At 60.5% G+C, this 26,190-nt stretch carries 13 protein-coding genes; 7 read left to right on the top strand and 6 right to left on the bottom strand.

Translation table 11 applies throughout. The features are described from left to right. The first annotated feature begins 1 nt into the window (after position 1). Entirely contained in the window at positions 2–2,191 is a 2,190-nt protein-coding gene (locus AB4P97_RS03040; protein ID WP_042558155.1) for a patatin-like phospholipase family protein, read from the top strand. A gap of 168 nt (positions 2,192–2,359) precedes the next feature. Here the strand turns inward: AB4P97_RS03040 and AB4P97_RS03035 are convergent, their stop codons facing one another. The 3 genes from AB4P97_RS03035 to recQ all read right to left on the bottom strand — a co-directional run bounded on the left by AB4P97_RS03035 (position 2,360) and on the right by recQ (position 7,144). Then, positions 2,360–4,150, bottom strand: coding sequence for a FimV/HubP family polar landmark protein (locus AB4P97_RS03035; RefSeq protein ID WP_395602059.1), 1,791 nt, complete (start codon positions 4,148–4,150; stop codon positions 2,360–2,362). 128 nt (positions 4,151–4,278) lie between these two features. Beyond that, complete coding sequence (locus tag AB4P97_RS03030) at positions 4,279–4,713, bottom strand: MarR family transcriptional regulator (protein WP_042558154.1); 435 nt, start codon at positions 4,711–4,713, stop codon at positions 4,279–4,281. A 301-nt stretch (positions 4,714–5,014) separates the two neighbouring features. Then, positions 5,015–7,144, bottom strand: coding sequence for a DNA helicase RecQ (gene recQ, locus AB4P97_RS03025; RefSeq protein WP_047300232.1), 2,130 nt, complete (start codon positions 7,142–7,144; stop codon positions 5,015–5,017). A 397-nt stretch (positions 7,145–7,541) separates the two neighbouring features. Here recQ and AB4P97_RS03020 point away from each other — a divergent pair, with 397 nt between their 5' ends. The 3 genes from AB4P97_RS03020 (at position 7,542) to AB4P97_RS03010 (ending at position 9,304) form a co-directional block, all read left to right on the top strand. Continuing rightward, on the top strand, positions 7,542–8,129 hold the full coding sequence (locus AB4P97_RS03020) for a YecA family protein (protein ID WP_042558152.1): 588 nt from the start codon (positions 7,542–7,544) through the stop codon (positions 8,127–8,129). A 10-nt stretch (positions 8,130–8,139) separates the two neighbouring features. Then, the gene (locus tag AB4P97_RS03015) at positions 8,140–8,535 is read left to right on the top strand and encodes a YbaN family protein (protein WP_115147847.1); all 396 of its coding nucleotides are present in this window, start codon (positions 8,140–8,142) and stop codon (positions 8,533–8,535) included. A 409-nt stretch (positions 8,536–8,944) separates the two neighbouring features. Beyond that, positions 8,945–9,304 (top strand): DUF6124 family protein, encoded by a 360-nt coding sequence (locus AB4P97_RS03010; protein ID WP_115147848.1) that lies wholly within the window; start codon positions 8,945–8,947, stop codon positions 9,302–9,304. A 202-nt stretch (positions 9,305–9,506) separates the two neighbouring features. Here the strand turns inward: AB4P97_RS03010 and AB4P97_RS03005 are convergent, their stop codons facing one another. Further along, positions 9,507–18,848, bottom strand: a complete 9,342-nt coding sequence (locus tag AB4P97_RS03005; RefSeq protein WP_395602058.1) for a retention module-containing protein — start codon at positions 18,846–18,848, stop codon at positions 9,507–9,509. Between the two features lie 534 nt (positions 18,849–19,382). On the opposite strand from AB4P97_RS03005, the gene AB4P97_RS03000 reads away from it, so the two are divergent. The 3 genes from AB4P97_RS03000 (at position 19,383) to AB4P97_RS02990 (ending at position 24,418) form a co-directional block, all read left to right on the top strand. Then, entirely contained in the window at positions 19,383–20,741 is a 1,359-nt protein-coding gene (locus AB4P97_RS03000) for a TolC family outer membrane protein (protein ID WP_042558149.1), read from the top strand. 142 nt (positions 20,742–20,883) lie between these two features. Beyond that, the gene (locus AB4P97_RS02995) at positions 20,884–23,046 is read left to right on the top strand and encodes a type I secretion system permease/ATPase (RefSeq protein ID WP_042558148.1); all 2,163 of its coding nucleotides are present in this window, start codon (positions 20,884–20,886) and stop codon (positions 23,044–23,046) included. Between the two features lie 10 nt (positions 23,047–23,056). Further along, positions 23,057–24,418: an HlyD family type I secretion periplasmic adaptor subunit gene (locus AB4P97_RS02990; RefSeq protein WP_042558147.1), complete on the top strand. Its 1,362-nt coding sequence runs from the start codon at positions 23,057–23,059 to the stop codon at positions 24,416–24,418. A 231-nt stretch (positions 24,419–24,649) separates the two neighbouring features. Here the strand turns inward: AB4P97_RS02990 and AB4P97_RS02985 are convergent, their stop codons facing one another. Further along, a complete protein-coding gene (locus AB4P97_RS02985; protein WP_115147865.1) occupies positions 24,650–25,246 on the bottom strand; it encodes a tRNA-uridine aminocarboxypropyltransferase in 597 nt (198 codons plus the stop codon). A 5-nt stretch (positions 25,247–25,251) separates the two neighbouring features. After that, positions 25,252–26,145, bottom strand: coding sequence for a LysR family transcriptional regulator (locus AB4P97_RS02980; protein ID WP_007914510.1), 894 nt, complete (start codon positions 26,143–26,145; stop codon positions 25,252–25,254). Positions 26,146–26,190: the final 45 nt, after the last annotated feature.

The following is a 26,190-nucleotide window of genomic DNA, read 5'->3' as shown; positions in this document are numbered from 1 at the left end:
AATGCGCCGTCTGCTGTTTTGCCTGCTGCTTGGTTTTCTTCCTTTGTTCGTGCTTGCCAGCGAAGCGCCGCGACCGAAAGTCGGCCTTGTGCTGTCCGGTGGGGCCGCTCGTGGTCTGGCACACATCGGCGTACTCAAGGCGCTGGAAGAGCAAGGCGTCAAGATCGATGCGATTGCCGGCACCAGCATGGGTGCGGTGGTTGGCGGCTTGTATGCCTCGGGCTACAAGATCGACGAGCTGGAAAAACTCGCCCTGGAAATCGACTGGCAGCAGGCGCTGTCCGACGCGCCGCCTCGGGAAGACGTGCCGTTCCGGCGCAAACAGGATGACCGCGACTTTCTGGTGAAACAAAAACTCAGCTTTCGCGACGACGGCAGTCTCGGCCTGCCACTGGGCGTGATTCAGGGGCAGAATCTGGCGCTGTTGCTCGAAAGCTTGTTGGCGCACACCAGCGACACTCGGGATTTCGACAAGTTACCGATCCCCTTCCGCGCCGTGGCCACCGACATCGCCAATGGCGAAAAAGTGGTATTCCGCAAGGGCCATCTGCCCCAGGTGATTCGCGCCAGCATGTCGATTCCGGCGGTGTTCGCGCCGGTCGAACTCGACGGCCGCCTGTTGGTGGACGGCGGCATGACCGACAACATTCCGCTGGATGTCGCGCGGCAAATGGGCGTCGACATCGCCATCGTGGTCGACATCGGTACGCCGCTGCGCGGTCGCAAGCAACTGAACACTGTGGTCGATGTGCTCAACCAGTCGATCACCCTGATGACCCGACGCAACTCTGAAGAACAACTGGCCGCGCTGAAAGCCACTGACGTGTTGATCCAACCGTCGCTGGCAAGCTTCGGCGTGACTGATTTCGGCCGCGCCCAGGAAATGATCGATGCGGGTTATCGCGCAACCCGAATCCTTGACGCTCGCCTCGCCAGTCTCAAACCTGCCGAGTCCCAGGACGCCGAACTCAACGCCGCCCGAGCGCCGGGTCAACGTACGCCGATCATCACCGCGATCAAGGTCGAGAACGATTCGAAAGTCGACGACGACGTGATCCGCTACTACATTCGCCAACACATCGGCGAACCGCTGGATCTGGGTCGATTGCATTCGGACATGGGCACCTTGTACGGCCTCGACTACTTCGAACAGGTGCAGTACCGCGTGGCGCACAAGGGGCAGGATCACACCCTGGTAATCAGTGCCCGCGGCAAACGCAGTGGCACCGATTACCTGAGGGTCGGCCTGAACCTGTCAGACGACATGCGCGGTAGCAGTGCTTTCAACCTCGGCGCCAGTTACCGCAAAAACGGCATCAATCGTCTCGGCGCGGAATGGCTGACGCGTGTGCAGATTGGCGACACACAGGAGCTGTACAGCGAGTTCTATCAGCCGCTGGACGTTGGCTCACGCTACTTCATCGCGCCGTCGGTGGTGTTCGAGGCGCAAAACGTCGATGCGGTGCTCGACAATGATCCGGTCGCCCAGTACCGCGTCGAGCGTTACGGCATGGCCTTGAATGTCGGCCGGCAAATCGGCAACAACGGCGAAGTGCGCTTCGGCGTCGGTGAGGCGTGGGGCAAGGCCGATGTGCGCATTGGCGATCAGGACCTGCCCAGCGAGAATTTCAACGAAGGCTTCTATTCGCTGAAGTATTCCTACGACTCACTGGACAACGTCTACTACCCCCACGAGGGCAAGGACGTCAGCCTGACAGTCCTGCAATTCGAGCCGAGCCTGGGCTCGGATACGCGTTATCGACAGTGGGAGTTCAAATTCGACAAAGCCATGAGCCGCGGACCGGACACATTGATTCTGGGCGGGCGCTATGGCCGTACCCTCGACGACACCAATGTGGTGACGTCGAGCTTCCTGCTCGGTGGCGCGCGCCAGCTGTCGGGCTTTCGCGAGGATGCGATTTCGGGGCAGAACGTCAGTCTGATGCGGGCGGTGTATTACCGCCGTCTGACACCGCGCTCGTATCTGCCGCTGGACTTCCCGCTGTACGCCGGCGGATCGCTGGAACGTGGGCGAGCGTGGAACAACGACAACGAGTTCGACAGCGGTTACATCAATGCGGCGAGTGTGTTTATTGGCTTCGATACGCCGCTGGGGCCGTTGAATTTCAGTTATGGGCTCAATGATGCGAACGAGCAGGCGGTGTATTTGAATCTGGGGCAGACGTTCTGATCAAGGTTCAGGAGTGAGGGTGCCTGGCCGGCCGCCATCGCGGGCAAGCCCGCTCCCACAGGTTGAGCGTCGTTCACTGCATTTTTGTTCGGCATCGATACTTGTGGGAGCGGGCTTGCCCGCGAAGGCGTCATCAAGATCGCCGCAACAGTGACTGAAGCTCTCGAATTATCGGATCCCGGCCAAAAGGGTTCTGGCGGTTTGCTTCAAAGGCTCGTCCCCGTCCTTGAGCAACTCATTGAGCAGCGCAATCGCGCTGTCGATGTCACCGTCATCGATGCAGGTCTGCGCCTGTTCGAGCTTCCCCGCCCCCGCCTCGTCTGGCGCTGACATCTGTAAATCCAATGGCTCCAGTGCCAGCGAGGGCAGCGGATCGGAAAACGCTTCAAGGAAGTCATCGTCCAGCGGCTGTGCCTCAGGCTCCGGAATCCATTCAAGCTCCGCGTCTTCACTGGCCGCGGTCTCTGGCAGGTCAAAGTCCTGCGGCAACACTTTCAGGCTGGAAGCGAAGCTGGAGTCGTCTGTTGCTGACTGAGCCAGTGCCGGGCGGCTGTCCTCCAGATCCCAGTTGGAGTTCACCGACAACTCATCCAGATTCAACTCGAAATTGTCCTCAGGCAACACGGGCCCGGCGACTACGACGGGAGCAATGCCAATGGCCGATGGCGTGACTGCCGCCAACGGCGCAGTGCCCAACAGCTTCGGATGCCGAGCGCGGATGTCCTGCAAGGCTTGTGCAGCAACGCCCTGTTCACGCAAATGACTTTCCTGCTGTTCGAACGCTGCGCTATCGCCCTGACGTCCTAGCACTTCGAGTAGCTGCAAACCAAGATCGGTGCGCTCGGGCTCTTTGTGCAGCGCATCGCGCAACAGTCCGGCGGCTTCGCCGAGGCGCCCATAGGCCAGGTAAATCCCCACGGCTTCCAGCACATCACCCGCCGTCGGCTCTTCACGAGGATCGGCCGAGGTGTGCCCCATGACCGGTTCAGTCACCCCCTGTGAGGAACCGGCGTCATCCCCATCGGGCTCGTTGCTCAACGGTAATAACGGCAAAGGTGCATCGCCCTGCTGCTGTTGCTGGCGTCGACGAAGTACGAGCAACCCGGCCAATGTCACCAGCAACAGCAAGCCACCGAGTAATGGCCAATTCAAACCGTCCTCTGCGGGCTCGATTGGCGCAGCGGCAGCTGTCGGTGTTGGTGCCGGTGTCACTAATGGCGCTGGCGGTGCCTTTTGCTGCTCGATCAAGCGTGCTTGCAGATCACTGACCTGTTTCCTGCCGTCGGCAATCTGCACATCCTGCGCCTGCAGTTTGGCGTTCAGCTCATCAAGGGACTTTTGCAGCTGCTGGTTCTGCAACACGCTGGCTGACAGTTGTTCGGCCAGTGCATCGTTGGCCGGAGCGGTTGTGGATGAAGGCGCGGCCGGCATGGCGCGTCTGCCCTGGGCCGCCTGTGGTGGCGCGCTCACGGGCTCCACAGTGGGAAATGCTGAGGATTGCGCGCGCGGGTCCGGCTCATCGGTTGCCGGCACGATACCCGGTGAACCCGGCGGATCGATCAGCACCGTGTATTCGCGCAGCAAGCGCCCATTGGGCTGATTGAGCTGCACCAGGAAATTCAGAAAGGGTTCGTTGACCGGTTTGCTGGAGGTCACCCGAATCATCTGGCGATTGCCATGCAGGATCGGCGTGAACTTGAGGTCGTTGAGGAAAAACACCCGCTCGACCCCGGCATGGCCAAACTCTTCTGCCGTGGCCAGGCTCACTGACAGGTCGTTCTGCGTCAGTGTCCCGACATCGATCAGCGCAATATCGGCCTTGAGCGGTTGATTGAGGGCTGAGTGAATCGTGATCTCGCCAAGCCCCAAAGCCATCGACAAGGTCGAATAGCCGAATGCGCCAGCGACCAATAATCCCTTGGCGTAAACGCGCAGTACCGTGTGCCAACTTGCGAGCATGAGCATCCCTTAAATAAGCAAAACCGACTTCTTATGCGTTCGCACATCCGGTACGAACACGATATTGCCTAGTAGTTCTTATAGTCTGCTCAGTGCGATCTCTCAAAAAACGGGTGCGCGGTTATGCCTCAAGATTTTTCCAGATTGGCCAGAATGTGACCGTGAACACGCATGCACACCTTTAAATCCGCCTCGTCGACACCGTCGAACAATTCGTGGCGCAGTTGGGTAGCAATGGTTTCGATTTGTTCGATCAACGGCAGGGCCGGTGCACACAGGACAATTTTTTTCGCCCGGCGGTCTTCAACCACCGACTGGCGTTGCACCAGCCCTTGGCTTTCCAGACTATCGAGCAAGCGCGCGAGGGTGGGGCCTTCGACGCCAACGCTTTGTGCCAGCTCTCGCTGTGTGGGCGCTTCCTCGAAACGCGCCAGATGCAGCAGCACCAGCCAGCGCGCCTGGGACAGGCCAAGGCCGGCCAGACGCCGGTCCAGCTCGGCACGCCAGCCGCGGGACATCTGGGCCAGTTGCATGCCAAAGCGGTGTTGATCGGTTAACGGCATAAAACACTCATGGTTAGACGGATGTAATAGAGAAAAACTAATTATTAGTCAGCTAAGCATGAGCTGCAGCTATAGGCAAGTGTCGGTCTGTACTGAATCGTTACATCTTGAAAAGCCCCTCTCCCAAAGGCAGAGGGGCTTGATTGGGGGATGCTGCACAAATCCACCGACCTGACAGGGCTTTACCGAATCCTTGATCGACATGGTCTGTCAGGTCGATGTAATCCGCAAAACACCTCGGTCGGCTCCCTCTCCTCTTGGAGAAGGCTGCGGGCGGCGTTCCGATGAGGGTTGGACCGAATTACATTTCGAACTCGGATTGCAGCGCCGCCCGCACACAGTAAAGGACGCCTTCAGGAACACGACCGGCGAACAGTTCGGCGATTTCGGCGACCGGCGGTAATTCACCCTCGCCATCAAGGAACGCGTCCTGCACCTCACCCATCAGCTCTTCAGGCAAGTCCAGAGCCTGTTCCAGTGAGAGTTGTTGCTTGCCGATCGCCTCGGCGAGCATGGTGTAGACGTTCTTTTCCGAGCACTGCAACTGCCCGGCAATCTGCATCGGGGTCATGCCGGCGCGGGCCAGGGTGATGAGCTCGTGACGCACATCGGCCACCACCTTCGGCGCCTCGACCTCGCCGCCGAGCACTTCGAGGAAAGCATCGCCGTAGCGCTCCAGCTTGCGCGCACCGACGCCGCTGACCCGGGCCATTTCCGCCAACGAAGTTGGCTGGCTGCGAAGCATTTCCAGAAGTGTCGAATCCGGGAAGATGACATACGGCGGCACGCCGTGTTCTTCGGCCAGTTTGCGTCGCAACGCACGCAGGGCTTCCCACTGCTCGCGCTCTTCGCCGCGCACCAGTTGGCTGGCCTGGCTCTTGCTGCCGCTCTTGGCGGTGACTTGTGGTTTGAGATCGCGGCGCAGTTCCAGTGTCACTTCGCCCTTGAGCAGTGGCCGGCAGGAGTCGTTTAAACGCAAGCCGCCATAACCTTCGTGGTCGACATCGGCCAGTCCACGCGCAACCAATTGACGGAACAGCGAGCGCCATTCACTTTCGCTCAGAGCCTTGCCAACGCCGAACACCGACAGATGCTGATGACCGAAACTGCGAACCTTTTCGTTGTCCTTGCCCAGCAGCACGTCGACCAGATGGCCGACGCCATAACGCTGACCGGTGCGAAAGATCGCCGACAAACCCTGACGTGCAGGCTCGGTGGCGTCCCAGGTCTGCACGCCGTCGACGCAGTTGTCGCAATGGCCGCAGGGTTCGGCCATCTGCTCATCGAAATACGCCAGCAGCGTCTGACGACGGCAACGAGTCTCTTCGCAGAGCGACAGCATCGCGTCGAGCTTGTGTTGCTCCAGACGCTTGTGACGCTCGTCGCCTTCAGAGTTTTGCAGCATCTGCTTGAGCATCACCACGTCTTGCAGACCGTAGGCCATCCACGCATCCGCCGGCAGACCGTCACGACCACCGCGTCCGGTTTCCTGGTAATACGCTTCGAGGGATTTCGGCAGATCGAGGTGGGCAACAAAACGCACGTTGGGCTTGTCGATGCCCATGCCGAACGCCACCGTGGCGACCATGATCAGGCCTTCCTCGTTGAGGAAACGCTTTTGGTTGAAGGCGCGTAGCTCGTTGGGCAGACCGGCGTGATACGGCAGCGCCGGGAAGCCTTGATCGCTAAGGAATGCCGCGACTTCTTCAACCTTCTTGCGCGACAGGCAATAGACAATGCCGGCATCGCTGCGCCGCTCGGCAAGAAACGCCAGCAACTGCTTGCGCGGCTGCTCCTTGGGCACGATGCGGTAGAAAATGTTCGGTCGGTCGAAGCTCGACAGGAAGCGCTCGGCGTTCTGCAGATGCAGGCGCTCGACGATTTCTTCGCGGGTACGTTTGTCGGCGGTGGCAGTCAGCGCGATGCGCGGCACAGTCGGGAACAACTCGGCCAGTTGCCCGAGTTGCAGGTACTCGCGACGGAAGTCATGACCCCACTGCGACACACAGTGCGCTTCGTCGATGGCGAACAGCGCAATGTCGAGACTTTGCAGGAAGGACAACATGCGTGGCTGCACCAGACGCTCGGGCGCCAGATAGAGCATCTTCACTTCACCGCGCTTGATCCGCGTTGCCAGATCACGCTGCTGTTCGGCACTCAACGTGGAGTTCAGCGCGGCGGCCGCCACGCCCAGCTCTTCGAGGGTGGCAACCTGGTCATCCATCAGGGCGATCAACGGCGACACCACCACTGCCAGGCCATCGCGTAACAGCGCCGGAACCTGGAAGCACAGGGACTTGCCGCCACCGGTAGGCATCAATACCAGCGCGTCACCGCCACTGGCCACGCGCTCAATGATTGCACCCTGGCGGCCACGGAAACTGTCGTAGCCGAAGATGTCCTTGAGGACGCGTTGTGCCTGTTCGAGCATAAAAACTCCAAAAATCTACCGATACATCCCTGCTCAGGCTGGTTCAGAACAGCCAGGGCCGTTTAAACAAAACGTAAGAACGCATTGCACGACAACCGCAATGCGGGCAGGGATCGCAAAACGCGGCAGTATACCCGAGGCCTCCCCTGCACAGGGTGCCGCTGATAAGACACTGATAACCCTGCCACACATAAATCCCTTGTGGTAGCGAGCCTGCTCGCGAATACGGTGGGTCATTCGACATAAAGGTGCCTGATACGCCGCTTTCGCGAGCAGGCTCGCTCCCACAGGATTTACATGCAGCCCGGCAATTGCGGCAAATCTGCCATGCGGCTGGCTTGAGCGCGCAAGAAGGCCTAGAATTCCCGCATTATTGATTCCCCAAGGTAGCAACGTAATGTCCTTCGCTGAGCAACTGACCCGCCTGCAAGTCTTCCTCGACGCCGACGAGCTGCACGACGAGGCGCTGGATTACGTGGCCGCCCACGGTTACCTGACCGCGCTGTCGATCTGCTCCGAAGAAGTGTCGGAGCGTGAATGGATCGACGCCCTGTTCGCCGAAGAGCCGCATTACAGCGACGAAGCACAGCGTGCCGAGATCGAAGCCACCCTGATCGGCCTCAAGGCGCACATCGCCCGTCAACTGGCGTCCGATGAAGAATTCGAACTGCCGTGCGAGCTGGATCTGGGCGAAGACCCGGACGATTCGGAATTGCGCGGCTGGTGCATTGGTTTCATGGAAGGCGTGTTCCTGCGTGAAGCCGCCTGGTTCGAAACCGCCGAAGAAGAAGTCAGCGAAATGCTCCTGCCGATCATGGTCGGTTCGGGTCTGTTCGACGAACAACCCGAGTTCGAAGACATCGCTCAAGACGCCAATCTGATGGACGACATGATTGTGCAGATCCCGGAAGCCCTGACCGCGCTGTACCTGCTGTGCCAGGCGCCAGACGAAAAACCGGCGATCCTCAAGCCACGTCACCACTAAGATCCAGCCTATGGACAACCCCATAGGCAACCGCCCCCTGATGTTGCGCTACTTCCTGCTGGCCATCGGCTGGCTCAGCGTGGCATTGGGGGTGATCGGGATTTTCCTGCCCGTCCTGCCCACCACCCCTTTCCTTCTGCTCGCCGCCGCCTGCTTCGCGCGCAGTTCTCCGCGTTTCTATCAATGGCTGGTCGAGCATCCACGGCTCGGGCCATGGATCCGCGATTACCTTGATGGCAACGGCATTCCCCTCAAGGGCAAGGTCTACGCGATCGGGCTGATGTGGACGAGCATTCTGCTTTCCTGCTACCTGGTGCCGCTGGTGTGGGCGCGGGGGTTTATGTTGACGAGTGCAGTGCTGGTGACGGTTTATATTTTGCGGCAGAAGACCCTGCGCAAATCCTGAAACACTAAAAGATCGCAGCCTGCGGCAACTCCTACATGAAGATCGTCTGTAGGAGCTGCCGCAGGCTGCGATCTTTTGACTTTAAACACCCACGTTTAAACCAGACCTGCAAACACTCTCCGAAGCTACACGTCCTTGCGTAATTGCCTACAGCTACGCCAGAATCCGCCGGCTTGTGCGCCTTGGGGACGGGTTCTATTGTGGGGCGGTCGCTGACGAATCAGCGATCGGGTCTCGCAGCCCGCTGATCTCTAGACGCACAACACCCGTCCTTGTTATGGCGGCTGTACGTGGGAGACCTTCGGGTCTGCCGGTTCTAGAGTCCCGGTCTGCGACCCGCGTATAGCTGCCACCTCCTTTTCGTATCGCAGCGAAATGTGGCGGCTCCGTCGACTCTAGGAGCTTCACCATGATCAAACCAACGCCCAACCCGCCCGAAACCGATCCCACCTCGCCTTACGAATCCATCGATTCGAGAAGGCTGAGCGAAGCCGCCGACCGTGCCCTCGACCACTACCTCTGCCCGCCCGGCTCCACGCCACCGCCCCGAAAAACCCGCCGGATGTACGCCGTGACCGCAGACTTCAAAAATGAAGAACTGCTGGCCGATGCCAGCGAAACACTCGCCTCAGCCAGAACCATCGCCCATGACTTCGCCCACCTCATACCCGCGTCGCAGCGCAGGACGCTGTTGGGGATCGCGCAACTGATCATGCTCGGGGAGCTGGCGGTGAATCGGGTGATCGATAATCTGGAGTTGCCGGGTTGATGCAGGCGTGATCAACCGCTGAGTTATTCGGCGTCAGATCTGGCGCTTTCGCGAGCAGGCTCGCTCCCAGAGTTAACCGCACTCCAATGTGGGAGCGAGCCTGCTCGCGAAGGGGCCAGAATGAGCAACGCCATACCATCAGACAGAAAAAACCCGCCGCCCCATCAACCGGGGCGGCGGGTTTTGTCGTTTCAGGTCTCGATCACACGGTATCCACCTTCAACGAATGATCATTCAACATCCCGCTGATGATCGTCGCTGTGTCGTGCCCGCTGGCAATCATTCCACCGGCGCCAGGCGTGACGCCGTAGTGGCTGGCGAGATTGACGCCGGCCAGATCGATCGTCTGGTTCGGCGTGGCGCCGGCCATGGCGCTGACGTCGATGCTGGTCATGACCGAGGCGCCGCTGCCGCTGACGGTGAAGTGCAGGTAGTCGTCGAGGGACGACGTAGTGCCGTTTTCGCCTTGCAGCAGTTGCGACAGGTCGAGCTTGTCGGTGCCGGGGGTGAAGTCGGTGATCAGGTCGTGGCCGCTGTTGCCTTTGAGCCACTGGAAGGTGTCGGCCCCTGCCCCGCCGGTCAGAGTGTTGTTGCCCATGCCGCCGATCAGCAAATCATCGCCGCCGCCACCATTGAGGGTGTCGTTGCCCAGGCCCCCGTTGATCACGTTGTTATTGTTGTCGCCGGTCAGGCTGTCGTTGAAGTTCGAGCCGACGAGGTTTTCGATGCCGGTCAGGGTGTCGGTCCCGGCGCCGAGGGTGTTTTGCGCGACGAGCAGGCCGAGGTTGACGGTGACGGCAGCAGTCGCATGGGCGTAGCTGGCGGTGTCGGTACCGCTGCCACCATCGAGCAGGTCATTGCCCGCGCCGCTGTAGAGCAAGTCGTTGCCCGCGCCGCCGTGCAGCTCGTTGTTGCCTGAGCCTGCGGTCAGTACGTCGTTGCCGTCGCCGGCATTGATGATGTTGTTGCCGGTGCCCGCCACCAGCACGTCATCGCCTGCTGTACCGGTGAGGGTGTGGCCGTCCTGATAGCTGATGCTCACGTTGGCGGTGTCGCTGCCGCCATGATTGTCGTTGGCGGTGTAAGTGCCGTGGTAGTCCGGGGCGATGTCCTGGGCCCCGGCGTAGTTGAGCTTCATGGTCAACTGGTAGTTTTCCGATCCGTTGACGTTGCTGCCCGAGGGATTGGTCAGGTTGGTGATGTGAATCTGGTAGACCGCGTTCGACGTCGCAGTGAGGGTTTGCCCGTCCGCCAGCGCGATCCAGCCGCCGCCGTTGATCGAATACTCCATGCTGACGTTACCGGCCGCCAGGTTGTGGTCGAGGTTTAGGGTTTCACCCTGACGCAGGTTGACGGTAATGCGGTCTTCATCGTTGGCATTGCTGTTGGTCACGGCGCCCAGGTAGCCGCTGACCACCAGCACGGCGGTCATGGTTGCCGCGTTCGCCGAGAACGCACTACGGACGTTGGCCAGATTCTGGTTGGCCGCCGTATTGACGTTGGTGCCCGTGAAATTGATCGCGCCGGTGCCGGTGAAGTCCGCCGCTTTCGACACCCAACCGGTGTTAAAACTGGTCGGCGTGGCGTTGAGGGTATCGCCGTTAGGGTCGGTGTCGTTGGCCAGCAACAGCTCACCCGGCACCACAATGTTGCCCGACAGCACGTTGGTGATGACGTGGTCGTCCATCGCCACCGGAGGCGCGTTGGGGATCACTTTTACGGTCAGCGTCGAGCTGGCCAGATCGCCATCGTTGTCGCTGACGGTGAAGCCGATATTTTCGGTGAGCACCACAGCGGTGGTTTTCTGCGAGGTGTAGGTGTATTCGCCCGTGTCGAGGTTGATCAGCAGCGTGCCGCTGTTGTTGGTCGCGATGCTCAACGTGTTGTTCGCGGTGTTGAAGGTGCCGTGATTGACACCACCGCTCGCGATCAGCGATCCCTGGCCACTGAGGGCTTTCGGGTCGTAGGTGTAAGTGGTGCCGTCGATCACGATGGATTTGATGAAACCGCCATCGGCGCCAAACGTGCCGCCCTCGCCCAGCAGCGAACCGGTGACCGGCGCGCCCTGCACGGTGCCCGACAGCACCGAGTTGAGCTGGTTGAGGTCAGTGACCACCACCGCGTTGGTGTTGGTGTGGTTGATGCCGTCGTAAGCCAGCGGATCGAGGTTGGCGTTGCTCACGCCACTGCCGAGGCCGATCGCGTAGTTCTTGATGTTGTTGGCATCGAGGAAGTTTTTCAGCGCGGCTTCGTCGGCAGCGTTGATGTCGCCCTCGTTGGGTTTGCCGTCGGAGAAAAAGTAACCGACGTTCTGCGCCCCGGTGAGTTTTCCCGAGGTGTTGAACGCGGTCTGCATCACCGCAACGGCAGCGTCGTAGTTGGTGCCGCCGCCGGCGGTCAGGCCTGCGAGAATCGTCTTCGCTGTCGCGACGTCCACCCACACGGCAGTTCTGTCGGTGGCGTTGCTGCTGAAGGTCACCAGTTGGACTTTGACGTCGCCCAGATCGTCGTACTTGTCGAGCAAGGCACTGATCGCCTGCTTGGCAAGCGCCAGGCGCGACAGGCCCGGAACGCCCGAGGCATCGGCCATGCTGCCGGAGATGTCGAGAACGATCAGCAGGTTGGAATCGATCTCCACTGCTGTCACCGAGCGATCCGAGGCCACGGCTTTTGGCACGTCATCAACGATGTTGACGACGAGGGTGCTGGTGGTGGTGTTGCCCAGCGCATCGGTGGCTTTGTAGGTGAAACTTTCGCTCAGGGTGTTCGGCCCGTCGTTGGCGTTCGGCGAGGTTTTTGGTGCCGAAGTCAGCGTGTAGGTGTAGGTGCCGTCGGCGTTGAGCTGGATCTGCCCGTAAGTGCCGGTGGCGCTGCCAACCAGGGTGTAGGTGAGCGCACCGCTGCCGCCGGTCACCGCACCGACCAGCGTGCCGCTGGCGGTTTCGCCGGTATTGCCAGGCTCGCTGCCGGTGACCGTGCCGGGTGCCAGATCCTGGCCATCTTTGCTCAAGTCCAAGGCCTTTTCGTAAACGGTCACGTCCTGATCGACCGAGGCGATGAGTTTGCTGTCGGCGACGTTGATGGTGATGGTCGTGGTGCTTTCGTCGCCGTCACTGTCGCGGATGCTGTAGGTGAACGTGTCGGTGGCGCCCGGTGGGCTCACCGAGTTCGGGTTGCTGTGGTAAACGGCATTGCCCGCCGCATCGAGGGTCAGGTAACCGTAGGCGCCGTTGATGTTGCTGTTGAGCCCGCCGACGGCCGAGGTGGCGGTGTTGCTGCCGGCGCGCACGCCGATCACCGTAACCGCGCCATCGGCACCGTTGACGTCGTTGCCCAGTACGCTGACGTTGACCGTACCACCCTCCGCCACCGAGCCGGTGTCGGGTTTGGCGGTCGGCAGATCATCGACGATGTTGACGTTGATCTGACCGCTGGCGGTACTGCCATCGGTGTCGGTCGCCACCACGTTGAAATTCTCGGTGATGCTGTTGGCACCGTTGGCGTTCGGGTGGGTTTCGTTATCGACCAGGGTGTAGCTGTAGCTGACCACGCCCGTTGTCGCGTTGAATCCGGTGATGGTGAACGTGCTGCCCAGCGGCGAGACGGTTGATTGCGGGAAACCTGCGGCCACGCCATTGGTGACCACGGCGATGCCACCGACAGTGAGGGTTTGCAGTCCATCGAGCGCGGTGACGGTGAAAGTACCGCTCTGGGTCAGCGCCGGGGTGTTGGGGCTGGTGCCGTCACTGAGGTTCTTCTCGTAGACGGTGAGTTCGCCGCCATTGACGTCGAGGCCGTTGAGCACCACCGGATCGTCATTGTTGTGGACGTTCAGCACCAGGTTAGCGGTGCTGGTATCGCCGTCGGCATCGGTCAAGGTGTAGGTGAACGTCTCGGTGCCGTTGCCGCCACCTTGCAGGTTTTTGAAGTCGGCGTCAGTGGCGTCGAGTGTGTAGGTGTAAGTGCCGTTGGCGTTGAGCACCAGCGTGCCGTACGTCCCGGTGAAAGTGCCGGGGGTAATCGGCCCGGTCGCCACCACGTCTGCGCCTTGCACATCGTTGGTCAGCACGTTGCCGCTCAGGGTCAGTTGGGTTTCCGAGGCCGTGTTGGCATTGCTGTCGTCCATCGCTTTGGGCACGTCATCGACAATGCTGACGACGATGGTGCTGGTGACGATGTTGCCCAGCGAATCGGTGGCCTGATAGGTGAAGGTTTCGGTCAGGGTGTTGGCGCCGTCATCGGCATTCGGTGTGGTGGTCGCTGGCGATGTCAGGGTGTAGGTGTACGTGCCGTTGGGGTTGAGGACGATCTGCCCGTAGTTGCCGGTGGCGCTGCCAATCAGCGCATAGCTGATCGCGCCGACGGCACCGTTGACCGAGCCGACCAAAGTGCCGGACGCGGTTTCGCTGGTGCTGGTCGGGTCGCTGCCGGTGACCGTGCCGGGCGCTAGATCCGCGCCGTCCCTGGTCAGATCAAGCGCTTTCTCGTAGACGGTGACATCTGTGTCGCTGACTGCATACAGTTTGCTGTTGGAGACATCAATGGTGATGGTGGTGGTGCTTTCATCGCCGTCGGAATCGCGCACGGTGTAGGTGAAAACATCCACTGCACCTGGGCCATTCACCGTGTTGGGATTGCTGTGGTAAACCGCGTTGCCGTTGGCATCGAGGGTCAGGTAGCCGTAGGTACCGTTGATCTGCGAGTTCAAGCCACCGATGGCCGAAGTCGAGGTATCGGCACCGACGCGCACGCCGACCACCGCGCCCGTCACGGCCGGGCCATCAGCACCGCCGATGTCGTTAAGCAACACGTTGCCGCTGACGGTGCCGCCCTCCGCAACCGACGCTGCATCGGAATAAGCGCTTGGCAGGTCATCGACGATATTGACGTTGATCTGCCCACTGGCGGTGCTGCCATCGGTGTCCGTGGCGACGACGTTGAAGTTCTCGGTGATGCTGTTGGCACCGTTGGCGTTCGGGTGGGTTTCGTTATCCACCAGGGTGTAGCTGTAGCTGACCACGCCCGTCGCTGCGTTGAAACCGGTGATGGTCAGCGTGCTGCCCAGCGGCGTGGTGACCGATTGCGGAAAGCCTGCGGCCACGCCGTTAGTGACGACGGCAATGCCGCCAACGCTGAGGGTTTGCAGACCGTCGAGGGCCGTCACGGTGAACGTGCCGCTCTGGGTCAGGGCCGGGGTGTTGGGGCTGGTGCCGTCACTGAGATTCTGCTCGTAAACAGTGAGCTCGCCACCGTTTACGTCGAGGCCGTTGATGATCACCGGATCGTCGTTGTTGTGGATCTGCAACACGAGGTTCGCGGTGCTGGTGTCGCCGTCGGCATCGGTGATGGTGTAGGCGAAGGTCTCCGTGCCGTTGCCACCGCCGGTCAGGGCTTTGAAGTCAGCATCGCTGGTGTTCAGCGTGTAGGTGTAAGTGCCATTGGTGTTGAGCACCAACGTGCCGTACGTCCCGGTGAAAGTACCGGCGGTTATCGGGCCGGTGGCGACGCGGTCGGCGCCCTGCACGTCGTTGGTCAGGACGTTGCCGGTCAGCGTGAGTTGAGCTTCCGAGGCGGTGGTTGCGTTGCTGTCGTCAACCGCGTTTGGCAGGTCGTCGACGATGTTTACGTCAAGAGTCGCATTGGCGGTGGTGCCGTTGTCATCGACCACGGTGACGGCGAATTGCTCAGGCAAATTGTTGGCGCCGTTGCCGGTTGCGTGCGCTTCGTTGTCGACCAGGGTGTAGCTGTAACTGACCACGCCCGTCGTCGCGTTGAACCCGGTGATGGTCAGCGTGCTGCCCAGTGGGGTGGTAACCGATTGCGGGAACCCGGCGGCGACGCCATTGGTGACCACGGCGATGCCACCGATAGTCAGCGTGGTAACGCCGTCCAGTGCGGTGATGGTGAAGGTACCGTTTTGGGTCAGCGCCGCAGAGTCAGGCGCGCTGCCGTCGCTGAGGTTTTTCTCGTAAACGGTGAGCTCGCCACCGTTCACATCCAGACCGTTGATGATCACCGGATCGTCGTTGTTATGGATCTGCAACACGAGGTTCGCGGTGCTTGTGTCGCCGTCGGCATCGGTGATGGTGTAGGCGAAGGTTTCCGTGCCGTTGCCACCGCCGGTCAGGGCTTTGAAGTCAGCATCGCTGGTGTTCAGCGTGTAGGTGTAAGTGCCGTTGGCGTTGAGCACCAGCGTGCCGTAGGTACCGGTAAAAGTACCGGCGGTGATCGGGCCGGTGGCGACGCGGTCGGCGCCTTGCACGTCATTGGTCAGGACGTTGCCGGTCAGCGTGAGTTGAGCTTCCGAGGCGGTGGTTGCGTTGCTGTCGTCCACGGCGTTTGGCAGGTCGTCGACGATGTTCACATCGAGGGTCGCGTTGGCAGTGGTGCCGTTGTCATCGACCACGGTGACGGCGAACTGCTCAGGCAAATTGTTGGCGCCGTTGCCGGTTGCGTGCGCTTCGTTGTCGACCAGGGTGTAGCTGTAACTGACCACGCCCGTCGTCGCGTTGAACCCGGTGATGGTCAGCGTGCTGCCCAGCGGGGTGGTAACCGATTGTGGGAACCCGGCGGCGACGCCATTGGTGACCACGGCGATGCCACCGATCGTCAGCGTGGTAACGCCGTCCAGTGCGGTGATGGTGAAGGTACCGTTTTGCGTTAGCGCGGATGAGTCCGGCGCGCTGCCGTCGCTGAGGTTTTTCTCGTAAACGGTGAGCTCGCCACCCTCTACGTTCAAGCCGTTGATGATCACCGGATCGTCGTTGTTTTGGATCTGCAACACGAGGTTCGCGGTGCTGGTATCGCCGTCGGCATCGGTGATGGTGTAGGCGAAGGTTTCCGTGCCGTTACCGCCGCCGGTCAGGGCTTTGAAATCGGCATCGCTGGTGTTCAGCGTGTAGGTGTAAGTGCCATTGGCGTTAAGCACCAGCGTGCCGTAGGTACCGGTAAAAGTACCGGCGGTGATCGGGCCGGTGGCGACGCGGTCGGCGCCTTGCACGTCGTTGGTCAGGACGTTACCGGTCAGCGTGAGCTGAGCTTCCGAGGCGGTGGTTGCGTTGCTGTCGTCAACCGCGTTTGGCAGGTCGTCGACGATGTTCACATCGAGGGTCGCATTGGCGGTGGTGCCGTTGTCATCGACCACGGTGACGGCGAATTGCTCAGGCAAATTGTTGGCGCCGTTAGCGGTTGCGTGCGCTTCGTTGTCGACCAGGGAGTAGCTGTAACTGACCACGCCCGTCGTCGCGTTGAAACCGGTGATGGTCAGCGTGCTGCCCAGCGGCGTGGTAACCGATTGTGGGAACCCGGCGGCGACGCCATTGGTGACAAAGGCGATGCCACCGATCGTCAGCGTGGTAACGCCGTCCAGTGCAGTGATGGTGAAGGTGCCGTTTTGCGTTAGCGCGGATGAGTCCGGCGCGCTGCCGTCACTGAGGTTTTTCTCGTAAACGGTGAGCTCGCCACCCTCTACGTTCAAGCCGTTGATGATCACCGGATCGTCGTTGTTTTGGATCTGCAGAACGAGGTTCGCAGTGCTGGTATCGCCATCGGCATCGGTGATGGTGTAGGCAAAGGTTTCCGTGCCGTTACCACCACCGGTCAGGGCTTTGAAGTCAGCATCGCTGGTGTTCAGCGTGTAGGTGTAAGTGCCATTGGCGTTGAGCACCAGCGTGCCGTACGTCCCGGTGAAAGTACCGGCGGTGATCGGGCCGGTGGCGACGCGGTCGGCGCCTTGCACGTCGTTGGTCAGCACGTTGCCGGTCAGCGTGAGTTGCGCTTCCGAGGCGGTGGTTGCGTTGCTGTCGTCCACGGCGTTTGGCAGGTCGTCGACGATGTTCACGTCAAGAGTCGCATTGGCAGTGGTGCCGTTGTCATCGACCACGGTGACGGCGAATTGCTCAGGCAAATTGTTGGCGCCGTTGCCGGTCGCGTGCGCTTCGTTATCGACCAGGGTGTAGCTGTAACTGACCACGCCCGTCGTCGCGTTGAACCCGGTGATGGTCAGCGTGCTGCCCAGCGGCGTGGTGACAGATTGTGGGAACCCGGCGGCGACGCCATTGGTGACCACGGCGATGCCACCGATAGTCAGCGTGGTAACGCCGTCAAGTGCGGTGATGGTGAAGGTACCGTTTTGGGTCAGCGCCGCGGAGTCCGGCGCGCTGCCGTCACTGAGGTTTTTCTCGAAGACGGTAAGTTCGCCACCCTCTACGTTCAAGCCGTTGATGATCACCGGATCGTCGTTGTTTTGGATCTGCAATACGAGGTTCGCGGTGCTGGTGTCGCCGTCGGCATCGGTGATGGTGTAGGCGAAGGTTTCCGTGCCGTTGCCACCGCCGGTCAGGGCTTTGAAGTCAGCATCGCTGGTGTTCAGCGTGTAGGTGTAAGTGCCATTGGTGTTAAGCACCAGCGTGCCGTACGTCCCGGTAAAAGTACCGGCGGTGATCGGGCCGGTGGCGACGCGGTCGGCGCCCTGCACGTCGTTGGTCAGGACGTTGCCGGTCAGCGTCAACGAGGTTTCTGAAGCGATGCCATTGCCGTCATCGACCGCGACCGGCAAGTCGTCGGTGATGTTGACGTCGAGCGTTCCCGTGGCAGTGTCGCCATTGCTGTCGCTGGCAATCACCGTGAACTGTTCACTGAGATTGTTGGCGCCGTCACCGGCCGCATGGGTTTCATTGCCGTTGAGCGTGTAGCTGTAGCTGACCACGCCAGTTGCCGGGTTGTAACCGGTGATGGTCAGCGTGTTGCCCAACTGCGTGGTGATCGACTGCGGAAAGCCGACCGCCACGCCAGCATTGATCAGGCTGATGCCGCCAATGCTCAAACTGGTCAGACCGTCCGGTGCCGATACGGTGAAGCTGCCGCTTTGCGTCAGAGCCCCGCTATTGCCGGCAGAGCCGTCGGGCAGATTGGCTTCGTTTACGTTCAGTTCGCCACCGTCTACCGCAAGCCCGCCGAGCGTGACGGGATTGTTCACCGGTGGCGGCGGAACAACAGGCACGACGATATCGCCGCCGTCGTCACCATTGTCGATGACCGCTTCGCGGCGCTCTTCGGGAAACTCGGGAATACCGTTAAAGCCGGCAGTGGGGAAACCGATAACCGGATCGACCCGCCCGCCGACTTCCTCCAGCAACACAAAGCTATGGCCGCCGCCCACCGCGCCCGGCGCACCCGTTGGGGCATTCGGGCCTGCAGCGGTGGCTTCAGCGGTTTTACTCGGGTCTTCACCGGCGGCGATGGCTTTCTGGATCTGTTCGACATCGGTCAGTTGTGCGTCACTCGGGGTCAGCGCTTCAGCGACGTTCACCTGTCCTGCCTGGCCCGCCAGCAATTGGTCGGTCATGGTCACGTTGCTACCGCGGCCCAAGGTCAGTTCCTGGCCATTTTGCAGATGAACGGCAACCGCGCCCTCGGCCCCGGTGATCAGTTGATCGCCTGCAAACAGCCGATCCCCCTCAACCAGGACGCGACGGGTGCCGTCGATACCTTGAGCGAAAACCTGACCAATAACCTTGGTGACTGTGCCGATGAGCGTTGCCATGTGAAATCCTCCGCTGCTGACCACCGTCAGCACTGGTTCGCGAAGTAGCCCATGGCTCAATCGGGTTGTCGGGGCGACGCTCGCACCCTCGACAGTTCGTTTCACAGGCCTTGCCCGAGCGAGAAATTTGAGTGCTTTCAAGCACCTCCAAACCCTGATCGAGGCAACCAACCTGCTAACGCTACGTAACGGTGGCGAAGCACTCGAGTGACAGAAATCTGTCGCTCATCAACCGTTACGCGTCCCTCCCCTTCAGCAGTACTTCGCCGTATGTCGCAAAGTGAATGGAACTTTCCTCAAGCCTTTTTGCGCTCCCTAAAGCGCACAAAACAAAGGCTTTCGTGGTGAACAATGTGCTGCATTTTACAAACCGCATAAGTTTTTTTCGGAATAAGCCTTATGAAAATTTTTTCTTAGCTACGCTTCAGGATGTTCTTAGCTCTGTTGTTACAAGAGTGAAACGCTTAGACCTCATAATATCGTCAAATATTTGGCGACAGTAACACACCATCAGGACTCAGGGAGATGCACCCCATGCGCGTTCTAACCCCCCTCTGCAGCGCGGTTTTGCTGGCCATGGCCTGCACTTCTCAAGCCCAGGCAATGAACCTCACGGAGGCGATTCAAAGCACTATCGCCACCCACCCGGAACTTGCGTCGCGCGTGGACGCGCGCCTATCGGCTGATGAACAAGTCAAGGTCGCCAAGGGTGGTTTCTATCCATCCGTCGATTTGAACGCGGCCTACGGTCGCGGTTACAGCGACAACACCAACACCCGGGCCTTCGGCAATCACAACACCGAAATCCTCACCTACACCCAGTCCGAGCTGCGCATGCGGCAGATGATCTTCGATGGTTTCAACACGGCCAACGAAGTCGAGCGCACCAAAGGTGTGTCCAACTCGCGCGCCTACTACGCGCAAGGCACCGCGCAAGACCTGGCCCTGCGCACCATCGAGGTCTACCTCGAAGTGCTCAAGCGCCGCGAACTGGTGACCCTGGCGACGAACAACCTGCAGGCGCACTTGCGCGTCAACGATCAGATTGGCCTGCGCACCGAGCGCGGCGTCGGCAGCGCCGCCGACTCCGACCAGTCGGTAGCCCGTAAAGCCTTGGCACAGAACAACCTCGACACCGCCGAAGTTGATCTGGCCGATGCCGAAGCCAATTTCTACAGCGTCGTCGGGCGCATGCCCGATGAACTGGAAACCCCGGCCTCGACTCGCGGCGAACTGCCCACCCAACTGCGCGAAGCCCAGCAGAGCATGGTCGACAACAACCCGTACCTGAAATCGGCGCAGGCTGACGTGCAGTCGGCCGAGAGCCAGTACGAAGTCGCCAAGTCGCCGTTCTACCCACGCTTCGATGCTGAAGCCGCCGTTGGTGCGAACAACAACGTGCAGGGTGACGAAGGCCACGACAACGAATGGCGCGTGGGCATTGTGATGAACTACAACCTGTTCCGTGGTGGCAGCGACAAGGCCCGACTGGCCGCGAACGCGCACGACATCAACCAGGCGATGGACATCCGCAACAACGCCCTGCGCCAGCTCAACGAGAACATTCGTCTGGCCTGGAACGCCATGGAAAATGCCAAGAAACAAACCCCGACCGCCCGTGAATACGCTGAAACCACCAAGCGTGTGCGCGCCGCGTACCAGGATCAGTTCGGCCTTGGCCAACGCACCCTGCTCGACTTGCTCGACAGTGAAAACGAGCTCTACAACGCCAACCGCCGCTACACCGAAATCCGCTACACCGAGGAATATTCGATGTATCGCGTGTTAGCCAATATGGGCCAGTTGCTGAGCAAACAACGGGTGGTGCTGCCAGCGGATGCGATTGCTTCTGCCGAAGTCAAAAACGAAGCACGCCTGCCAGAGCTGAAGTAAGTCCCATGTAGGAGCTGCCGAAGGCACGGGCCGCGATCGGACGATCTTTTGATGCTGTTTTCAAGATCAACAGATCGCAGCCTTTGGCAGCTCCGACGGGGGATATAGGGATACTCGAGCCAGTCCAACAGGGGCGATCAATATGACTAGCATGGCCGGAGGCGGCAACGCCGGGGTCGATCCACGGCTGAGCTTCGATGATCCGTTACTCGACGGTCTGTTGATCCTCTGCAAACTCCATGGCGCGACTGTCAGCCGCGCCAGCCTGAGTGCCGGACTGCCCCTGAACAAACAACGCCTGAGCCTGGATCTGCTGCCTCGCGCAGCCGCCCGGGCCGGGTTGCAGGCGCGGCTGTTACGCCGCGAGCTGAAAGACATTTCCCCGCTGAATCTGCCTATTCTGCTACTGCTCAACGACGGTCGCACCGCCGTGCTGCGGCGCTTTGGCGATGACGGCAAGGCGCTGATCCTGCCCAGCGAAGCCGATGGCGGCGAGCAGTGGGTCAGCCGCGAAGAACTCAGCGAACACTACAGCGGCCAGGCCTTGTTCGCGCGGCCACGGCATGAACTCGAAGACCTGCGCTCGCCGCTGGTGCCACGGGTGCATGCGTGGTTTCGCGACACCCTGAAGCTGTCTAAATGGCTGTACAGCGATGCGATTCTTGCCAGTTTCCTGATCAACCTGCTGGGCCTGATGGTGCCGCTGTTTGTCATGCAAACCTACGACCGCGTGGTGCCCAATCAGGCCACGTCAACCCTGTGGGTGTTATCGATCGGCCTGTTGATCGGCACCGGTTTCGAACTGGTGCTGCGAGTGGTGCGTGCACACCTGCTGGACAGCGCTGGCAAGAAAACCGATGTAATCCTTTCTGCGACTTTATTTGAACGCATCACCGGTATGTCGATGAAGGCTCGGCCGGCCACCATCGGCGGTTTTGCCCAGAGCATTCACGATTTCCAGGGCCTGCGCGAATTCCTCACCGCGGTTACCCTGACCAGTCTGATCGACCTGCCCTTCGTGGTGCTGATGCTGGTGGTGATCGGCCTGCTCGGCGGCTGGCTGGTGGTGATTCCACTGCTGGCGTTTCCGCTGACGATCATCTTCGCGATGATCATCCAGGTGCGCCTGCGTGACACCGTGCAGAAGAGTTTGAGCCTCGGAGCCGAACGCCAGGCCTTGCTGATCGAGACCCTCGGTGGCCTGGAAACCCTCAAGGCCTGCAGCGCCGAAAGCGAGCGCCAGCACAAATGGGAAAGCACCCACGGCGCCCTAACCCGCCTCGACAGCCATGCGCGCAATCTCTCGGCGCTGGCCACCAACGGCACATTGTTCATCCAGCAGTTCGCGGGGATGGCGACGATTGTTGCAGGGGTTTACAGCATCATCGCCGGCAACCTGAGCGTCGGCGCACTGGTGGCGACGTACATGCTCGGCAGCCGCGTGCTCGCACCGCTGGGGCAGATTGCCGGGCTGATTACCCGCTATCAGCAAGCGCAACTGACCATGAAAAGCACCGATGCGCTGATGTCGTTACCGCAAGAACGCGACGGCAAACAGCGGCCTCTGGAGCGCACACAACTGCAAGGCGCGCTGGACGTCAGCGGCGTGACCTTTCACTACAACGGCCAGAATGCCCCGGCGCTGAGCAACGTCAGTTTCAGCCTCAAACCCGGTGAACGGGTCGGTATCATCGGCCGCAGTGGTTCCGGCAAAAGTACCCTTGCGCGACTGCTGATGGGTTTTTACGAACCCGAAGAAGGCCAATTGCTGCTCGACGGCCTCGACCTGCGGCAACTGGATGTCGCTGACCTGCGCCAGCAGATCGGTTACGTCGCACATGATTTGCCGCTGCTGGCCGGCAGCCTGCGCGACAACCTGACCCTTGGTGCGCGCTACATCAGCGATTCACGCATGCTCGAAGTCGCCGAGCTGACAGGCGTCACCGAACTCGCCCGCCAACACCCGCAAGGCTTCGACCGGCCGGTGGGCGAACGCGGGCAACTGCTCTCCGGTGGGCAGCGCCAAGCGGTATTGCTGGCTCGGGCATTGCTGCTCGACCCGCCGATCATGTTGCTCGACGAACCCACCAGCGCCATGGACAACAGCAGCGAAGACCAACTGCGCCAGAAGCTGCATGGCTGGGTGCAAGGCAAAACACTGCTGCTGGTCACCCACCGCACTTCGATGCTGAGCCTGGTGGATCGGTTGCTGGTGCTGGATAACGGCCGGGTCGTCGCTGACGGCCCGAAAGAAGCGGTCATCGAAGCACTGCGCAAGGGCCGCGTCGGCTCGGCAGCGGTCTAGGAGTTGCCCCATGTCTGCTTCCACAGATAGCAAATCACGCGGCTACTTCGACAGTTTCGGCAAAAGCGCCGAGGTCGAGTTCATGCCGGAAACTGCCGGGGCTTCATTGCAGGATTCGCCGCGCTGGTCGCGGATCACCGTGTGGCTCGCGGCGGCACTGTTGATCAGCGCGGTGGTCTGGGCCAAGTTCGCCGTTCTCGAAGAAGTGACCATGGGCGAAGGCAAGGCGATTCCGTCGAGCAAGGTCCAGGTGATCCAGAACCTTGAGGGCGGGATCGTCACCGAGCTTTTCGTCCGTGAAGGGCAAATGGTCAACAAGGGCGACACCCTGCTGCGTCTGGATGACACGCGATTTTTGTCGAACAAGGGTGAAAGCGAGGCGGATCGTTATGCGTTGACCGCCCAGGTTGAACGGCTGTCGGCAGAGGCCGAGGGGCGCCCGTTCCAACTCTCCGCCGAGGTGATCGCCAAGGCCCCGCAAGTCGCTGAAGACGAACGCTCGCTGCACGAACAACGCCTGCGGCGGCTGGCCAGTGAACAACGCACCCTCAGCGAACAACTGCGGCAGAAGACTCAGGAACTGGCGGAGTTTCGCTCCAAGCAAGGCCAGTTCAGTTCAAGCCTCGCCTTGCTGCAACAAGAGATGAACATGTCCGAGCCGCTGGTCAAAACCGGCGCGGTATCACCCGTGGAGATCCTGCGGCTCAAACGCAATGCCGTGGAGATCCGCGGTTCGCTGAATGCGACCACCCTGGCGATTCCCCGCGCCGAATCGGCGATTGCCGAAATCCGCAGCAAGATCGACGAGTCGGAGCAAACCTTTCGTTCGGATGCCGCCAAAGAGCTGAATGAGAAACGCACCGACCTGTCGAAAATCACCGCATCGAGCATCGCCATCGATGATCGTGTGACGCGCACCACGGTGACCTCGCCGGTGCGCGGGGTGATCAAGCAGATGAAGGTCAACACCATCGGCGGCGTGGTCCAGCCAGGCAGCGACATGGTGGAAATCGTGCCGCTGGAGGACAACCTGCTGATCGAAGCCAAAGTACGCCCACAAGACGTCGCGTTCCTGCATCCGGGCCAGAAAGCCATGGTCAAGTTCAGTGCTTACGACTACACGATTTACGGTGGCCTGAGCGCCAAGCTTGAGCTGATCGGCGCCGACACGATTACTGACGACAAGGGCAACAGCTTCTACCTGATTCAGGTACGCACCGACAAAAACCATCTTGGCGGAGATGTGAAACCGCTGCTGATCATTCCGGGGATGGTGGCGACAGTGGACATCATCACCGGGGAGAAAAGTGTGTTGGATTACCTGCTTAAACCGGTGCTCAAAGCGCGGACCGAGGCGATGCGCGAAAGATAAGATCAAACGATCGCAGCCTTCGGTAGCTCTTACAAAAGCTGTGGCGCTCGCAAAACCCATGTAGGAGCTGCCGCAGGCTGCGATCTTTTGGTCTGGATTTTGTGGTGAATGATCTGGCCTTATCGCTGGCAAGCCAGCTCCCACAGTGCCCGTGTCGAACACAAAACCTGTGAACATCACCAAAACCTGTGGGAGCTGGTTTGCCAGCGATAAGGCCAGCAAAAGCACCGATCATTTTTCAGCATGATTACGCTGAAACGTCTCCTGCCCCATCGCTGCAATCTGCCCCTCGATCAACGCTTCAAAAGGTTTCAGCAACGGTTCGAAAGACGCTGGCGCTTCAAGCGTCTGCAATGCCTGCACAATCGCCTCGATGGTCGACAACGCCCCGGGGCCCGGTGCCTTGCGCAACCGATACCGCGACACCCCGCCTTCCGCCAGCGTCACCCGTGGCAACGCCATCAGCAGCGGATTGAGGTGCAGCATCTTGCGCGCCTTGCGCCAGGTGCCGTCGGGCACGACCAGCAACAGCGGTTCATCAGACGCGCCATAAACCTGCATCGGCTGCGCATCGTCAGCGGGGAACAACAACCGCGCCTGATAGCCCGGCCGGTTCAGCAGTGTCGGCAAATCCTCAAATACCTCACCGACAATCAGCTCGGCGTTGGTCAGCCCCAGCGCGGCCAGGCGCGCAGTGTTCAACGCATGATTGACCTCGCTCGGGTGCTGCAACAGCAACACCCGGGTGCGGCTGTCGAGGCTCGGGATCAACGGGCAAAGGCAATGGGTTTGTGGGCGCAGGCAGCGCGGGCATTGGACTCTGGACATCATTTTTACGCCTGGTTGAGCTGGGCTTTAAGCAAATCGCGGAAAGTCTGGATCAGCGGTTCGCGGCTGCGGCCACGGCGCATGATCATCGAAAACGGCGCCTGGTAGCCGAAGGTCGCGGGCAGCAACACGCGCAAATCGCCCTTGTCGGCCCAGGCCTGGGCGTAGTGCTCCGGCAGATAACCGATGTAAGCGCCGGACAGCACCAGAATCAACTGCGCCTCCATACTTTCTACCGTCGCCGCGCTGTGTTTGAAACCGTGGCGAGCCAGCTCTGCCTGGCTCCAGTAGCCACGACCGACCATGCGTTGCTGGGTGATGACTTGCTCGGGAATCCGTCGCTCGTTAAACAACGGGTGACGACTGCTGCAATACAGCCAGTGCTGTTCGCGGTACAGGGGCATGTAAATCAGACCGCTCATGCGCGTGGAGAACGCACCAATGGCCAGGTCGAGGCGGTTGTCCTGCACGCCGAGTTGCAGTTCGTAGGGGCTCATTACCGACAGGTGCAAATGCACGGCCGGGTGTTCCTGACTGTAGGCGCCGATGGCTTCGGCGAACGGCAACGCTTTGTCGCTGACGGTGGAGTCGATCACCCCGAGGTTGAGCGTGCCGCGCAATTCGCCCTTGAGCGCGGCGGCATATTGCTCAAACCCTTCGAGCTCGGCGAGCAGACGCAGGGTTTCCTGATGGAACAGTTCCCCTTTGCTGGTGAGGCTGAAACCACCGCGGCCGCGATGGCACAACACCAGGCCGAGCGCGGCTTCGAGCTGGCTCATGTAGGTGCTGATCGCCGAGGTCGACAGGTTGAGTTCCTGCTGGGCGTTGGCGAAACCCTGATGGCGCACGACGCTGACGAAGATGCGTAATAGTTTCAGGTCGGGTAAAGCGTTGGCCATGTTTGCTCCACACATCATCCAGATTTAAACCACAACCCTGTAGGA

It is taken from the genome of Pseudomonas sp. A1230 (genome assembly GCF_044218825.1).
In the GTDB taxonomy this organism is placed as follows: Bacteria; Pseudomonadota; Gammaproteobacteria; order Pseudomonadales; family Pseudomonadaceae; genus Aquipseudomonas; species Aquipseudomonas iridis.
Note: the sequence above shows the minus strand (reverse complement) of the source record. Positions and strands in the feature narration are given on the sequence as shown.